The following is a 15,018-nucleotide window of genomic DNA, read 5'->3' on the forward strand; positions in this document are numbered from 1 at the left end:
AGGAAATCCTTTGGCCAGAACGAGGTGCTTGGCGGCGTCTCGCTGGAGCTGCATGCCGGCGAAGTGACGGTGCTGATGGGCGCCAATGGCGCCGGCAAATCCACCCTCGTCAAGATCATCAGCGGCGTCTATGAGCGCGGCGACGGCACGATGGGCCTCGCCGGACAGGCCTTCGCGCCGAACACGCCGGCAGAGGCGATCCGCGCCGGCATCGTCACCGTGCACCAGAACATCAATGACGGTGTCGTCGCCGATCTCGATGTCGCCACCAATTTGACCCTCGACCGCTTGAGCGGCAGCGGCGCTTCGTTCCTGTTCAATCCGGCGCGCGTGCGTCGCCAGGCAAAGGCCGTCGCCGACCGCATGGGGCTGGCCATCGATCTCAAAGCGCGCGTCAGCGATCTTTCGCTGGCCGATCGCCAGATGGTGGCGATAGCCCGCGCTTTGGCGCATCAGCCGAAAGTGCTGATCCTCGACGAGCCGACCTCGTCGCTGTCCAGCGCCGAAGCTGATCGGCTGTTTGCGCTGATCGACAGGCTGCGCGAGCAGGGCGTCGCCATCCTCTACATCTCTCACCGGATGTCGGACATCCGGCGGCTTGCCGATCGTATCGTCTCGATGCGCGACGGCGTCATCTCTGGCGTCTTCGACAAGAAACCGCTCGATTATGAAGGCGCCGTCAACGCCATGCTCGGGCGCAAAATCCACCTCGACCAGATCGTCGTCAGGAATTCAGCCAAGGCGATCCTGACGATCGAAGGGCTGCGCATAGCGCAAGGCGCCAGGCCGATCTCGCTGACGCTCGGCGACGGCGAGGTCGTTGCCATCACCGGCCTCGTCGGCGTTGGCAAGACGGCGCTGGCCGAGACGCTGTTTGGCGTGCGCAAGCCGCTCGGTGGCACCATGGTGCTGAACGGCAAGCCCTATGCGCCTGAAACAACAGGCGAGGCTATCGCCGCCGGCGTGTTCCTCGTCGCCAAGGACCGCGGCGAGAACGGCATCGTCAGCGGCTTCAATATCCAGGAAAATATCAGCCTGCCGTTCCACAAGCGCATGTCGCGCCTCGGTGTTCTCAGGCGCCGCCTGGAACGCAGCACCGCGCGCCGCCAGGTCGAGGAACTGGGCATCGTCTGCCGCTCCGAGAAGGACGAGATGGCGGCACTTTCCGGCGGCAACCAGCAGAAGGTGATGGTCGCCCGCTGGATGGCGCAGGATGCCGGACTGTTCATTCTGGATGAGCCGTTCCAGGGCGTCGACATTTCGGCCCGGCGCGACATTGCCGCCAAGCTCAGGGCAAGTGCAAACGGCCGCGCCACGCTGCTGTTCGTCACCGAGCTCGACGAGGCGTTGGAGACGGCCGACCGCATCCTGGTGATGTCCGAACAAACCATCGTCGGCGAGCATCGCAATGCCGATGTCGATCTCGATCGCCTGCTGGCCGAGGTCGCGGGCGGACCGCTGCACAGCGCCGCCTGAGCGTGGCGGCAAGGAATTGGAATGGAGAGACCATGGGTTCGAGTTGGGTAGAAATCGCAGCGGCGCGCGAGGGCGCTGAATGACGTTGCGAGACCATGCCATTCGCTACGGCTTCATCGTGCTTTTGTTCGGTTTGATCGCCTATTTCGCGATCGCCGCCGACGGTTTCGTTTCGCCGCAAAGTGCCGTCTTCATCTTCCAGTCGGTCGCCATCACCGGCGTGCTGGCACTCGGCGTCACCGCCACGCTCGTCGTCGGCGGCTTTGACCTGTCGATCGGCTCGGTTGCCACATCAGCCATGATGGCGGCGGCCTATGTCATGGTGGTGCTGGAGCAGAACGCTCTCGTCGCGGTCGTCGTCTGCCTGCTCATCGGCGCCATTGTCGGCCTGATCAATGGCTGGCTGATCGTCTATATGCGCGTGCCCGATCTCCTGGCGACGCTCGGCATGATGTTCCTGCTGGTCGGCCTGCAACGCATCCCGACCGAGGGCCGTTCGATCGCCACCGGCATGACCATGCCGGACGGTTCGGTCGCCAATGGCAAGTTCAGCGACGCGTTCCTGGCGCTCGGCCGCCACCGCTTCGATTTCTTCATCCCGAACCTCATTCCGGTGTCGGTGGTGGTGCTGCTCGTGCTCGCCGTGCTGATCTGGTTCTTCCTCGAATACACGCGTTTCGGGCGCATGATGTATGCGGTCGGCAGCAATGAACGTGCCGCCGAACTCGCCGGCGCGCCTGTCAAGGCATACAAGATCTGGGCCTACGTTATTTCAGGAGTTTTTGCCTCGATCGGCGGCATTTTGCTCGCCGCCCGACTTGGACGCGGCGACATCGCCTCGGGTAATAATCTGCTGCTTGACGCTGTCGCCGCGGCGCTCATCGGCTACGCGGTGCTTGGCGCCGCCAAGCCGAACGCCTTCGGCACTGCCGTCGGCGCGCTGTTCGTCGGCATCTTGCTGCAAGGCCTGACGATGATGAACGCGCCTTACTACACGCAGGATTTCGTCAAGGGCGTGGTTCTGGTCGTCGCCCTTGTCTTCACCTTTGCCCTTTCGGGCAGGGGCAGGAGATAGCTTTCGACCGGATAGGATTTGGGTTCAACAAGAGTGGAGGAAACAAGGTGAACATTACGAGAAGACTTCTGGGGAAGGTGGCACTCGGGCTGGCCGGGGCGACCATGCTGATGCAGTTCCCGGCACTGGCCGCGGACAAGCCGGCGCCTTTCGACAAGCCCGGCGTCAAGATCGCGCTGGTGCGCTATCTCTCGACCGGCGACTTCTTCCAGGCCTATCTCTCGGGCGTCGAGGCGCAGTCGAAGGCGCTCGGCATCGACCTGCGCGTGCTCGACAGCCGCCAGGACGCCGCCCTTCAGTCCGACATGGTCGACCAGGCCATAGCGCTTGGCGTGCAGGGAATCATCATCCAGCACGGCCTGACGGAATCGATGAAGGACGCCGCCCAGCGCGCGGTCGACGCCGGCATCAAGGTGGTGGCTTTCGACGTCAATGTCGAAAACCCTAAGATCCCGCAGGTCGAACAGTCCGACCGCGACCTCGCGCGCCTCGCTCTCGAGCAGGCGGTCAAGGACAATGGCGAGAGCTGGAAGGCCGGCTATGTCTATGTCGCCGGCATCGCGCCGCTCGACCGCCGCAACGAGACCTGGGTCGACGTCAAGAAGAAGCATGCCGGCATCAGCGAAGTCGCGATGTTCGGCACGCTCGACAATCCGATCGCCAACTCCGTCGCCAACCAGGCGCGTTCTGTGCTGTCGGCCCACCCCGACATCAAGGTGATGTTTGCCCCCTATGACGAATTCGCCAAGGGCGTGAAGATCGCCGTCGACGAGGCGGGATTGAACAAGGGCATCAAGATCTACTCGGCCGACATCTCGACGTCGGATATTGCCGCGATGCGTGAGCCCGACAGCGCCTGGGCGGCAACCGCCGCCACCAATCCGGCCGTCGTCGGCCAGGTCTCGGTGCGCGCGCTGGCACAGCTGCTCGCCGGCGAAGACCCCGGCCACAACGTCGTCGTGCCGCCGACGCTGATCACCCAGAAGGACCTCGTCGACAAGGACATCAAGAACATGGAGGACCTCTCGGCCAAGCTGCCGCAGTTCGCCCATGCCGATGTCGCGATGCCGGCCTGGATGCCGAACCCGAACGCCAAGTAGTTTTCGCAAACTTGGAACCGCTAGCCGCCTGCAGCAGCTTGTTGCAGGCGGCTTTTTTGTCGAAGGTCCTGGCACAACCGGCTTGCCGAAAACGCCGGTTTTGCGATGCTGGAAAAATCAGCCGCGAAAGTGTCGGTTCAGGATGGAAGCGCAGGCGGTAGTCGAGGAAAACCTGTCCGGCACTGTCACCGGAAGATTGTTTCGATGCACGCGGGCTACCACGGGCGTCGTGGTGTTGGGTGGATCGAGTGGCCGTGTCGATGTTGGGCGCGCGAGGCTCTTTGCAAACGAGGGTCAGTCAGCCCTGGCGCTGCAATGGTTTGGCGGTGAGGGCCAGGTTCCCGGAATCTGCGAGGTTCCCCTCGAAACGTTCTTTGCCGCAACCGACTGTCTCCTTGAAACAGGTTGCCGTCGCATCGTCTATGTCGGCACATCCAAGGGTGCCGAGGCTTCATTGCTCGCGGCGGTCCACGACCAGCGGATCAACGCCGTGGTCGCTATCGGCCCATCATCCGTGGTTTGGGGAAATATCGGTGCGGGCCGGGATGGCGTCAGCTGGCCTGAACGATCCTCATGGTCGCTCAACGGTATTCCCCTGCCGTTTGTGCCGACAGATCCAGACTGGACACCAGAGCATGTGGATGGCCTGGTCGCTTACAGGGGGCTTTTCGAACGCTGCCTGAAAACCTTTGAGCGGGAGGCAAAAGCGGCAGCCATCCCCGTTGAGACCGCGTCAGCCGAGGTTCTGCTTGTCGCGGGTGGCGACGATGCGCTGTGGCCCTCCCTATCGTTCGCGACAGATATCGCCCGGCGGTGCGGCGAAGCAGGCAAGGTCACGCATCTCGTTTCGTCGCCGGATGCGGGTCACCGCATCCTGTTGCCAGGCGAAAATACACCACGATCCGCATTACATGCGCACGGCGGCAACGACGAGGCCGATTCAGAGCTGGGCAAAAAGGCTTGGGAAGGCATCCGTGAGCTGCTGTGGTAGCAGTTCACGGATGCCTGCATGCCTGTTTCGATCGCTTCCGCCTACCGCATCGCCGCCGCGATGTTGCCGCCGTCGACCGTCGTCACATCGGCGGTGGTGCGATCAGCCAGTGCGTGGTGCAGGAAGGCCTGCGCCACGTCCTGCGCCGTCACTTCCTGGCCGAGCAGATTGCCGGACATGTAGTCCTTCTCCGAGACGCCGCGAGCGCCGGAGCGGCTGGCAATCATGGCGTCGGTCAAAAGACCCGAGCGGATGCGGTCGGCGTTGACGGCGTTCGAACGGATGCCATACGCGCCATAGTCGAGCGCGTACTGCCTGGACAGGAACAGCGTCGCCGCCTTCGGCACGCCATAGGCGCCGAACTTCGGACCGGGATTGACCGCCTGCTTGGAGGTGTTGAACAGAAGGACGCCGCCGGTTCCCTGTTCGAGCATGATGCGCACGGCATTCTGCGCCACCGACTGGTGGGCGAAGAAATTAAGCTCGAAACTCCTGCGCAAAAGCGCATCGTCGAGCTCGCCGATCCGGCCTTCCCAGGCAGCACCGGCATTGGAAACCACGATGTCGACGCCGCCGAAGACGGCGACCGCCTTGTCGAAGGCGGCACGCACCTGTGCCGGGTCGGTGATGTCAGCGGCGAAGCCGATCGAGTTGTTGCCGGCCTTCTTCGCCGCCTCGGCTGCCTTTTCGGCATCGAGATCGACAACAACGGCATGGGCGCCGTTGTCGGCGAACAGCCTGGCCGTCGCCGCACCGATCGCGCCGGCACCGCCGGTGATCAGCACCACCTGGCCGGTCAGCGGCTTCGGCTTGTTGGAAGCGAGCTTGGCCTGTTCCAGCGACCAGTATTCGAGCGGGAACAGGTCGGCCTTGGAGAGCGGATGAAACCGGCCGACCGCCTCGGCGCCGCGCACCGCCTCGATCCACATCTCGCCGACATCCGAAGCGATCTTCGCATCCTTCAGCGTGCGGCCATGGCCGAACATGCCGAGGCCCGGCACTAGCGTCAGGCGCGGCATCTGGTCGAGCATGGTGCGCTTGACGTCGTCGAGCGCATCATTGGTTTCGAAATAGGCGCGGTAGTCCCTGGCGAAGGCTTGGACGTGATCCTTGATCACGGCCTTGTAGTCGCCGACCTTGTCGGCATCGGGCGCCGGCAGTGCCATCGGCCCGGTCTTGATGCGGATCGACAGATCGGGCGTCGACACGCCGCGCCCGGCATAGTCGGCGATCTCAGCTGAATTGATGAAATCGACGATCGCCTCCGAGGTGCGGAAGTCGCTGATCATGCGGTCGAAACGGCCTTCGCCGCGTGCTACGGCCACAGCCCCCCGCAGCGTCGGTGCGATAGCCGCCGGTGTCGCGAGCTTTGCCGGCAATGCTGCCTTTGCCGCTGTCGGCTTGGCATTCCTAGCGACGTACTCCTCGGCGACATTCACATAGTGGATCATCCGGTCGTAGGCCTGCCTGGCGTCGTCGCCGAAGGTGAAGATGCCATGCTTGTCGAGGATCAGGCCCTCGACCGACGGATCGGCGTCAAAGATGTCGGCCGCCGCCTTGGCGAGGTCGAAGCCGGGCATGATGTAGGGCACATAACCCATCCTCGCACCGAACACCGTCTCCTGCTGTCCTCCTGGTCGACGATAGCCAGGATGGCGGTCGAATGCGTGTGGTCGACGAATTTATGCGGCAGGAAGGCATGCAGCAGCGTCTCCACCGAAGGGTTGGGCGAGGACGGGTCGATGAGGTTGGCGCGTTGCAGGGCAACCATGTCCTCGTCGGCCAATCTGTTCAGTGTGCGGGCCTTGAGCAGCGGCTTCAGCTTGACCGCCGGCAGGCCCTGCGGCTCGATGACACCCATGTCCCAGCCGCTGCCCTTGACGCACAGCACGTCCCACTGGTCGCCGACGAGATCGGTCGCCGTCGTCTTGCACGACGTGTTGCCGCCGCCATGCAGGACCAGCCGTGGCTCRCCGCCCAGCAGCCGCGTCGTGTAGACGCGCAGCGCCAGGTCGCGGCCGACACCCTTTTTTGCATAGTCGGYAACGAGTTTTTCGGCTGCGTCGTCGTTCCACAGGTTCTTCATGTTCGCTTCGTCCGGTTGTTGTCTTTGATGGTGAAACAGGAATGCCGCGACGCTTTGATGACAATGCGCCGGCGGCGGAAATATGTGTTTTCCTAGGAGGCCTTTTCTGTCGTGGCAGCCGCGTGATCCAGCAGCCTCTGCGCCATGCGCGCGCCGACCACCAAATGCGTGCAAAGTCCGCCGGCGATCGCCGCAAGCAGCGGTTCGAACTTGCTGTCCTCCTGCACGACCATCAGGCGCCTGGCGATGGCGCGCAGCGAGGCAAGCTCGGCCGAGATCACCCGGCGGTTGTAGCTGCAGTCGAGCACCTTGCCGTCAGCGTCGATGATCTGCCCGGCAATGACGCCGGCAGCACCTCGGCTGCGCAGCTCCGCCATTTCGCCTGATGTCAGCGCACCGCATTTGACCAGATGGCTGTCGGCGTCGACAGCACCGACCGAGTACAGCGCCAAATCGCATTCACCGACGCCCGACAATTGCTCGCGGATCACTGGTTCGGCGCGCAACGCGCGCGCCAGCTCTTCCGTCGACAGCACCAGCGGGGCGTAGAAGTTGAGGCCCTTGGCGTTGAGCCGCCGCGCGATTTCCATCGTGCATTGGTCTGGCCGGTAGGAATAGGGCGCGCCGAGATTGCCGCAGAGCTGCACCACGGTGACATCCTGCAGGTCGGCATAGGACATGATATCGGCGATCATGTAGACGGTGCGGCCCCAGGCGACGCCGATGCGGTCGCCCTTCTTGACCAGTTCGAGAAAGACGCTTGCCGCCAGCACGGCGATTTCCGTCGACGGATCGGCGATATGGTCGTTCTCCGGCGCGATCCAGACGGCGTCGAGGCCTAGCGCATCCTCGAGCTTGCGCGCGAGCACATCGTCGGTGAAAAGCTGGGTCGAGGTCGAGATGTTGACGATGCCGGTCTCGCGCGCCTTGCGCAGATACATGGCGACCGAGGCACGGGAAATGTTAAGCTGGCTCGCCACCTGGTCCTGTCGCAGGCCATGGGCGTAGTAGAGCCAGGCGGCCTTGTGGATGAGCTGTTCTGCCGGTCGGATCGCCATGCCGTCTCCTCGGCTGACATTATTCACGGCCTTCGACAAAAGTCAAACCAGGCCAAGGTATACGATGCCTTTTCATCCGCTGAATCTAGATCATCATTGTGCCAAATGCGCTCTATCGCGGCATCGTTGGTGGTGACGCGGCCCGAGCCTGTGATTAGAACATCTCAAAGAAGAAACTCGGGGAGGACGGGATGGGCAATCCTTACGAACAGGATCTCGACAAGAACGCGGCCAACCACCAGCCGCTGACGCCGCTCACCTATCTGGAGCGCGCGGCAAAGACCTATCCCGACCATGTCGCCATCATCCATGGCCGCCAGCGCATCGACTATCGCACCTTCTGGCGCCGGTCGTTGAAGCTTGGCTCGGCCCTTCAGAAGCGCGGCATCGGCAAGGGCGACACCGTCACCGTCATGCTGTCCAACACGCCGCCGATGCTGGAAGCGCATTTCGGCGTGCCGATGACCAGGGCGGTGCTGCACTCACTCAACACCCGCCTCGATGCCGCCGTCATCGCCTTCCAGCTCGATCATGCCGAGAGCAAGATACTGATCGTCGATCGCGAGTTCTCCAGCGTCGTCAAGCAGGCCCTGGAACTGGCCAAGGTCAAGCCGCTGGTCATCGACTATGACGATCCCGACTACGCCGCCGACGCGCCGTATCCGAAGGGCGAGCGCATAGGCACATCAGACTACGAGGATTTCATCGCAAGCGGCGACGAGGACTTCGCCTGGTCGATGCCCGACGATGAGTGGGACGCCATTTCGCTTAACTACACCTCCGGCACCACTGGCAATCCGAAGGGCGTCGTCTACCACCACCGGGGTGCTGCCCTCATGGCCTACACCAACACCATCCATGCCGGCATGGCCAAGCACGCCGTCTATCTTTGGACGCTGCCGATGTTCCACTGCAATGGCTGGTGCTTTCCATGGACGCTCGCCGTCCAGGCCGGCACCCATGTCTGCCTGCGCTGGGTGCGGCCGAAGCCGATCTACGATGCGATTGCCGACCACGGCGTCACCCATCTGTGCGGCGCGCCGGTCGTCATGTCGGTGCTGATCAATGCGAAGGACGAGGACAAGCGCGAATTCGCGCAGACCGTCACCTTCAACACCGCGGCTGCCCCGCCACCGGAGGCCGTGTTGTCGGGCATGGCCGATGCCGGCTTTGCCGTCACCCATCTCTACGGATTGACCGAAACCTATGGCCCGGCGGTCGTCAACGAATGGCACGGCGCCTGGGACAATCTCGAAAAGGGCGAGCGCAGTGTCAAGAAGGCGCGGCAGGGTGTGCGCTATGCAGCGCTCGAAGGCCTGACCGTCATGGATCCCCAGACGATGCGGACGACGCCGGCGGATGGCGAGACCATCGGCGAGGTGATGTTCCGCGGYAACATCGTCATGAAGGGCTATCTCAAGAACCGCAAGGCGAGCGACGAAGCCTTTGCCGGCGGCTGGTTCCACTCCGGCGATCTCGGAGTCATGCATGCCGACGGCTATATCCAGCTCAAGGACCGTTCCAAGGACATCATCATCTCGGGCGGCKAGAACATCTCCTCGATCGAGGTCGAGGATGCGCTCTACAAGCACCCCTCTGTTGCCTCTTGCGGCGTCGTCGCCAGGGCTGATGACAAATGGGGCGAGGTGCCGGTCGCCTATGTCGAGTTGAAGCCCGGCAAGGCGGCGACCGAGGCCGAGATCATCGAGCACTGCCGCGCACTGCTTGCCCGCTTCAAGGTGCCGAAGGCGGTGATCTTCGCCGAAATCCCCAAGACCTCGACCGGCAAGATCCAGAAGTTCCGGCTGCGGGAAATGGCCAAGGTCGCCTGACGTCTCGGGCAGCCCTCTCGCGAAATTATTTTCAATGGTCCGAATCCTCGGGCCGCCTGGTGACGTCTGTTGGATGTCACCAGCTGTCACCAATCGTACGCGTATATCGATTTCGCGTTGACAGGTCGGCCATTTCGATTTACGAATGACGAAAATTGAAATTCGTCAGTCGTAAACAAAGAGAGCCATGTCCGAAGCCGCCAACATAGTCGCCGCCGACGTCGCCCGACAGGAGAATGTGACGCGCATTCTCGACTGCGCCGAGCGCCTGTTCCGGCACTACGGTTACGGCAAGACCAATGTCGCCGACATCGCCCGTGAACTCGGCATGTCGCCGGCCAATATCTACCGCTTCTTCGCCACCAAGGTCGAAATCCACCAGGCCGTCTGCGGCAGGATGCTCGGTGCCAGCTACAAGATGGCCTACGAGATCTGCCACCTGCCGATCAGCGCCGAGGAGCGGCTTCGGCGCTACGTGCATGCGCAGTACAAGATGACGATGGAGGTCATGCTCGACGAGCAGAAGGTCCATGAAATGGTGATCGTCGCGCTCGAACGCGATTGGGGCGTCATCGACAAGCACGTCGACAGCATCCACGATCTGTTCGCGGAGGTCATCCGCGATGGCATCGAGGCCGGTGAGTTCAGGGAGCAGGATCCGGTGATCGCCTCGCGCTGCTTCGGCGCCGCCACAGTCATCCTGTGCCATCCGCAGATGGTGGCGCAGTGTCTGGCCAAGACCAATCGGGCGATGCCCGACGACCTCATCGACTATGCAGTCAAGGCCTTGAAATAGCGCCGCACTCTGGTGCCGGTGTCGACCATTCATCTCCCAGTCGGAGTAGCAAGATGTCTTTGTCCCGTTCCATCCTTCGCAAGCTGCCGGTCGCCGGCCTGATCGTGGCGACGCTCGGGCTTGCCGGCTGCTCGCAGGAGAAAGCCGAGGTCAAGGACATCATCCGCCCGGTCAAGGTCGTCGAGATCGCCCAGGCGCATGACACCCGCACGCTCTCCTACTCCGGTTCGGTGCGGGCCCGCACCGAAAGCGCCCTGGCGTTCCGGGTCAACGGCAAGATCACGGAGCGCCTTGTCGACATCGGCCAGCATGTGGCTTCAGGCGATGTGCTCGCCCGCATCGATCCCATCGATTACGACCTTTCGGTTAAAAGCGCTCAGGCAGCGCTTGATGCCGCCGAGCGGCAGGTCGAGACGGTCGAGCTTGCCCGCAAGCGTGCAGAGCAGCTTTTTGCCAAGAATTTTGCACCGAAATCGCAGCTCGAACAGGCGACGCTGAGCTATGACCAGGCGGTCGCCACCCGCGATTCCGCTCGCTCGTCGCTCGACCAGGCCAAGAACCAGGCCGGCTACACCGACCTCAAGGCCGACAGGGACGGCATCGTCACCGCCGTCAGCGCCGATGTCGGCCAGGTGGTTGGCTCCGGCACGCCGGTTGTCACCGTCGCGGTCGACGGCGAAAAGGAAGTGCTGATCGCGGTTCCGGAAATGGAAATCGCTGAGTTCAAGCCGGGCAAGGTCGTAAAGGCGGGCTTCTGGTCCGACGACGCACTCGCGCTCGAGGGCAAGGTCCGCGAAGTCGCCGGCAGCGCCGATCCGCAGTCGCGCACCTTTGCCGTCCGCGTCAGCCTGCCCAACGATCCGCGCGTGCTGCTCGGCATGACAGCCAGCATCGAAGCATCGGCGGCCAATGAGCGGCAGCTCGTTTCGATCCCGCTGAGCGCGCTGGCCAAGCAAGACAGCCAGTCGATCGTCTGGACCGTCGATCGCGGCGCCGACACCGTCCACGCCCGACCGGTCAAGGTCGCCAAGTTCGCCGCCGATGGCGTGCGGGTCGCCGACGGATTGAAGGCCGGCGATGTCGTGGTCGCTGCCGGCACGCAGTTCATGACCGAGAACCTGAAGGTGAAACTCACCGGCGATACCGTGCAATCCGCATCTGCGGGAGACAGCGACACCAAACAGGTGCGCTGACGACAGACACCGGCTGCGCGTTCCTGCAGCCGCTGGTTTCCGGGCGGCAAACGCTCGAACCGAGGCGCTCGATTGATGTGACCCCCCGCGCATCGATTTTCGCGTCCCCAACCGCGATGAGTGTTCTCCGCTCGGAGAGCCTTGCCGCCCGGAAGCCGCCACCGAACCTCGATCTTGTTGCGCTAGCTAGATGGACCTGCATCGATGACCAATTCCACGGACGAGAAGCGGCCCTTCAACCTGTCGCGCTGGGCAATCGGCCATCCCTCCATTGCCCGGTTCCTGTTCGRCCTGATCATCATTGCCGGTGCGCTCGGCCTGATGCGCATGGGCCAGAAGGAAGATCCCGATTTCACCTTCCGCGTGATGGTCGTCCAGGCGATCTGGCCCGGCTCCTCGATCCAGGAGATGGAAGACCAGGTCGTCAACAAGATCGAACGCAAGCTGCAGGAAACGCCGCACCTCGATTTCGTGCGCTCGTTCACGCGCGCCGGCAGCGCCATCATCACGGTCCAGATCAAGGGCGACACCAACGCCGCCGAGGTGGCGGACGCCTTCTATCAGGTGCGCAAGAAGGTCGGCGATATTGCTGGCGACCTGCCGCAAGGCCTGCTCGGACCGTATTTCAACGATGAATTCGGTGACACCTTCATCACGCTGCATTCGATCAGCGGCGATGGCTTCAGCTATCCCGAGCTGAAGAAGTTCGCCATCCAGGCGCGCGACATGCTTTTGACCACGCCCGGCGTCGAGAAGGCCGTCATCATCGGCGACCAGCCGGAAAAGCTCTATATCGACATCTCCTCCAAGGCGCTCTCCGAACGCGGCCTGACGCTGACCGATCTGCAGAACGCGATCAAGGGACAGAACAATGTCGACCCGGCCGGCTCCGTCGATACCGGCACCAACTCGGTGCGCATTTCGGTCGAGGGCGACGTCAGCAAGGTCGAGGATATCCGCAACCTGCGCGTGCGCGCCGGCGGCCAGGTCACCCGGCTCGGCGACATCGCCACGGTGACGTCCGGGCTGGAAGATCCTTTCCAGCGCAAATACCGCTTCAACGGTCATGACAGCGTGCAGCTTGGCGTCGTCATGGCCAAGGGCTTCAAGGTCACCGATGTCGGCAAGGAGGTCGAGGCAACCTACAAGCGCTTTGAAGAGGCGCTGCCCTATGGCGTTTCGGTCGACCAGATCTCTGACCAGCCGGGCGTCGTCACCGATGCGGTTGCCGAATTCATGCACGCGCTCGGCGAAGCGCTGCTGATCGTGCTCGTCGTCTCGTTCCTGTCGATCGGCTGGCGTTCCGGCCTGGTCATCGCCATCGCGATTCCACTGGTGCTGGCCGCCACTTTCGCCATCATGTACGAACTCGGCATCGACCTGCAGCGCATCTCGCTCGGCGCGCTGATCATCGCGCTCGGCCTGCTCGTCGACGACGCCATGATCGTCGTCGAGATGATGGAGCGCAAGCTGGAGGAGGGGCTGGTCAAGATCGAGGCGGCGAGCTTCGCCTATTCCTCGACCGCCTTCCCGATGCTGACCGGCACGCTCATCACCACCGCCGGCTTCATCCCGGTCGGCTTCGCCGCCTCGACGGCCGGCGAATATGTGCGCACGCTGTTTTATGTCGTCGGCATCGCGTTGATCGTCTCGTGGTTCGTCGCGGTCTATTTCACGCCGTGGCTCGGCTACATGATCCTCAAGCAGCGCAAGCATGCCGGCAGCCACCATGATGTCTTCGACACGCGCTTTTATCGCCGGCTGCGCTCGACCGTCGGCTGGGCCGTGCGCCACCGCGTCATCGTGCTTGTCATGACCCTGGTAACCTTCGGCACCAGCCTGTGGGCGTTCCAGTTCATCCCGCAGAACTTCTTCCCACAATCGTCGCGGCCGGAAATCCTCGTCGATCTCTGGCTGCCGGAGGGCACCAGCATCAAGGAAGTCGAGGTGCAGGCCAAGGCGCTTGAAGCCAAGATGATGGACGACAAGGACAAGCGTTTCATCGCCACCTATATCGGCGAAGGCGCGCCGCGCTTCTTCCTGCCGCTCGACCAGCAGTTGAGCAATCCGAACTTCGCCCAGCTTCTGGTGATGGCCAATGACGAGCCGGCCCGCGAACGGCTGATCGTCAAGCTGCGCACCGTCCTGGCCGAGGACTTCCCGTCGATCCGCGCCAAGGTCGACCGCCTGTTCCTCGGCCCGCCGACCGGCTGGCCGGTGCAGATGCGTGTCATGGGCCCGGACCGCCAGGAGGTGCGCCGCATCGCCGACCAGGTGAAGGCCAAGTTCCGCGAAGATCCGCTGCTTGGCGCCGTCCATGACGATTGGCTCGAACCGGTGCCGGCGATGAAGCTGGTCATCGACCAGGATCGCGCCCGTGCGCTTGGCGTGACCTCGCAGCGCATCCGCCAGATGCTGCAGGCGACCATGTCCGGCGCGCCGCTCGACGACTTCCGCGACGGCGAGGAGAYGGTCTCCATCGTCGCCCGCGAGCCGGATGCCAGCCGCAGCCTGCTGTCTTCGGTCGACTCCGTCTATATCCCGACCGATTTCGGCGGCTTCGTGCCGCTGTCGCAGGTCGCCAAGGTGGTGCCGGTGCTGGAGCAAGGCATCGAATGGCGGCGTAACCGCTTGCCGACCATCAGCGTGCGGGCAACGCTGCCCGACGGCGTGCAGTCCAACGACGTCGTCACCAAGTTGTACAAGGACATGCAGGGTCTGCGCGATGGGCTGGCACCTGGCTACAAGATCGAGATCCAGGGCGGTGCCGAGGATTCGGCCGAAAGCCAGGCTTCGATCGCCGCCAAGGCGCCGATCATGCTGGCCATCATCGTCGTGCTCCTGATGATCCAGCTGCAGAATTTCGGCAAGGCGATGCTGGTGCTGGCGACCGGCCCGCTCGGCATCATCGGTGCTGCCGCGGCCCTTCTGATCAGCGGCGCGCCGTTCGGCTTCGTCGCCATCCTCGGCGTCATCGCGCTGCTCGGCATCATCATGCGCAACTCGATCATTCTGGTCGACCAGATCGACCAGGACATAGCGGCGGGCATGGAGCGATCCGAAGCGATCATCGGCTCGGCCGTGCGCCGTTTCCGGCCGATCACGCTGACCGCCTTGACGGCGGTGCTGGCGCTGATCCCGATCTCGCGGGCCGTGTTCTGGGGGCCGCTCGCCTACGCGATGATGGGCGGCATCCTGGTTGCCACCGTGCTGACAATCCTGGTACTGCCGGCGGGCTACGCCCTGTTCTTCGGCCGCGAGCCCAAGAAGCACGGGGTGGAGGGGCGGATCGACGATCTGGACCTGATCCCGGAAGCCGAGAAGCCACAACTGGCGCTGGCCGCCGAATAGATCGACTACGCCAGCCGAAAAGGATCGGGCGCGCCGAAGCGCGCCCGATCCTTTTCATTT

General features: G+C 63.4%; 9 protein-coding genes and 1 pseudogene. 8 read left to right on the top strand and 2 right to left on the bottom strand.

What is annotated here, in order from left to right; translation table 11 throughout:
* The 4 genes from ACXJ7R_RS01840 to ACXJ7R_RS01855 form a co-directional block, all read left to right on the top strand.
* Positions 1 to 1,476, top strand: a 1,476-nt coding sequence (locus ACXJ7R_RS01840; RefSeq protein WP_457150316.1) for a sugar ABC transporter ATP-binding protein, incomplete at its 5' end; no start/stop codon positions are given.
* Between the two features lie 79 nt (positions 1,477 to 1,555).
* The gene (locus ACXJ7R_RS01845) at positions 1,556 to 2,551 is read left to right on the top strand and encodes an ABC transporter permease (RefSeq protein ID WP_095088174.1); all 996 of its coding nucleotides are present in this window, start codon (positions 1,556 to 1,558) and stop codon (positions 2,549 to 2,551) included.
* A 47-nt stretch (positions 2,552 to 2,598) separates the two neighbouring features.
* Positions 2,599 to 3,651: a substrate-binding domain-containing protein gene (locus ACXJ7R_RS01850; RefSeq protein ID WP_457150317.1), complete on the top strand. Its 1,053-nt coding sequence runs from the start codon at positions 2,599 to 2,601 to the stop codon at positions 3,649 to 3,651.
* Positions 3,652 to 3,793: 142 nt separating this feature from the next.
* Positions 3,794 to 4,642 carry an acyl-CoA thioester hydrolase/BAAT C-terminal domain-containing protein gene (locus tag ACXJ7R_RS01855; protein ID WP_457150318.1) on the top strand — a complete coding sequence of 283 codons (849 nt, stop codon included), beginning with the start codon at positions 3,794 to 3,796 and terminating at the stop codon, positions 4,640 to 4,642.
* A 41-nt stretch (positions 4,643 to 4,683) separates the two neighbouring features.
* On the opposite strand, the pseudogene ACXJ7R_RS01860 reads toward ACXJ7R_RS01855, so the two are convergent.
* Positions 4,684 to 6,728, bottom strand: a pseudogene (locus tag ACXJ7R_RS01860) (bifunctional aldolase/short-chain dehydrogenase).
* Positions 6,729 to 6,820: 92 nt separating this feature from the next.
* A complete protein-coding gene (locus tag ACXJ7R_RS01865; protein WP_457150319.1) occupies positions 6,821 to 7,786 on the bottom strand; it encodes a sugar-binding transcriptional regulator in 966 nt (321 codons plus the stop codon).
* A 191-nt stretch (positions 7,787 to 7,977) separates the two neighbouring features.
* On the opposite strand from ACXJ7R_RS01865, the gene ACXJ7R_RS01870 reads away from it, so the two are divergent.
* The 4 genes from ACXJ7R_RS01870 to ACXJ7R_RS01885 all read left to right on the top strand — a co-directional run bounded on the left by ACXJ7R_RS01870 (position 7,978) and on the right by ACXJ7R_RS01885 (position 14,958).
* On the top strand, positions 7,978 to 9,618 hold the full coding sequence (locus tag ACXJ7R_RS01870) for an acyl-CoA synthetase (RefSeq protein ID WP_457150320.1): 1,641 nt from the start codon (positions 7,978 to 7,980) through the stop codon (positions 9,616 to 9,618).
* Between the two features lie 187 nt (positions 9,619 to 9,805).
* Positions 9,806 to 10,414 carry a TetR family transcriptional regulator gene (locus tag ACXJ7R_RS01875; RefSeq protein ID WP_457150321.1) on the top strand — a complete coding sequence of 203 codons (609 nt, stop codon included), beginning with the start codon at positions 9,806 to 9,808 and terminating at the stop codon, positions 10,412 to 10,414.
* A gap of 53 nt (positions 10,415 to 10,467) precedes the next feature.
* On the top strand, positions 10,468 to 11,607 hold the full coding sequence (locus ACXJ7R_RS01880) for an efflux RND transporter periplasmic adaptor subunit (protein WP_457150322.1): 1,140 nt from the start codon (positions 10,468 to 10,470) through the stop codon (positions 11,605 to 11,607).
* 204 nt (positions 11,608 to 11,811) lie between these two features.
* Positions 11,812 to 14,958, top strand: a complete 3,147-nt coding sequence (locus tag ACXJ7R_RS01885; protein ID WP_457150323.1) for an efflux RND transporter permease subunit — start codon at positions 11,812 to 11,814, stop codon at positions 14,956 to 14,958.
* Positions 14,959 to 15,018 lie beyond the last annotated feature (60 nt).

Source organism: Mesorhizobium sp. P5_C1 (assembly GCF_054049815.1).